General features: G+C 49.4%; 1 protein-coding gene. It reads right to left on the reverse strand.

Features of this window, described 5'->3' with window-relative positions; translation table 11 throughout:
- Positions 1-1096: type I restriction enzyme endonuclease domain-containing protein (locus U4E84_RS18375; RefSeq protein WP_322533497.1), on the reverse strand; the 1096-nt coding region annotated here is incomplete at both ends.

A 1096-nucleotide genomic window follows, 5' to 3' on the forward strand; every position in this document is an offset into this window, starting at 1 on the left:
ATCGCAGAATCCAAACCCTCGACTTCATCAGGATTACCAGAATTGTCAATACTATTGATCGCACCGAGTACCGCCTCAAAGAACGCTAAATCCGCACGGATCTCACTAGCAGCAGGATTCGGAGAAACCAATGCGTGAGCCTTCTTCAGGCCTTTCATCGACTCCCGAAAGTCCTCTTCCCGCTTCTCGGTGATCAAAACCTCATTCTGGGCCTTATACAACAGGCGCTGCCGCTCCATCTGACCCAGTTGAGGCCAATCACTGTAATCAACCTCGGAGAAGAAGTTGGCCACCTCCTGATGCTTGTCTCTCATCACCTCGACAGCTTCCTCAATATCCAGCATAGCATCATCCCGGATCTCAGAAGTATACTTGTCCAAGGCCTCTTTCAAACGCTCACTGATACCAATGTAATCAACTACCAGGCCTCCCGGCTTGTCCTTGTATACCCGGTTGACTCTGCCGATGGCCTGAAGCAAATTATGATTTTTCATCGGCTTATCAACATACAATGTGTGAAGATGCGGAGCGTCAAACCCGGTCAACCACTTGTCACAGACGACAGCGATCTTGAATGGATCATCCGGATCTTTGAACCGGCGTTTCAGCTCCTCATTGGAAATAGGATCGTCGATAAAGTCTTCCTGACCTGAAATCACTACCCGGGTCTCTGGCGCACCCGATACTTCCCGAATCTCATTTGCTAAATTGACTGCGGCCTGACGGCTAATCGCAACCACCATCGCCTTACCCTCAAGCTCCCTGTTACTGTAGTGTTCGACGATATCCTTCGCGATCATCTCCGTCCGCTCATCACTATTCTCAATAACACGGCGAAGCTGCGTCCACTTCCACTTCATCTCCTGCTTCAGATCATCAGACTTCGACTCCATCAACTCGTTAAACCGATCCTCAATCTCAGGATCATTAACCTGGAGCTTCGCTAACCGGCTCTCATAGTAAATCGGAACGGTCGAACCGTCCTTTTCAGACTCCTTGATAGTATACTGGCTGACGTAACCTCCAAAGGTATTGATCGTCGAACGATCCTCCTTCTCAATCGGAGTAGCAGTAAACCCGAGATGAGAAGCATTCG

This window comes from Halorubrum sp. AD140, assembly GCF_034497445.1.
GTDB lineage: Archaea > Halobacteriota > Halobacteria > Halobacteriales > Haloferacaceae > Halorubrum.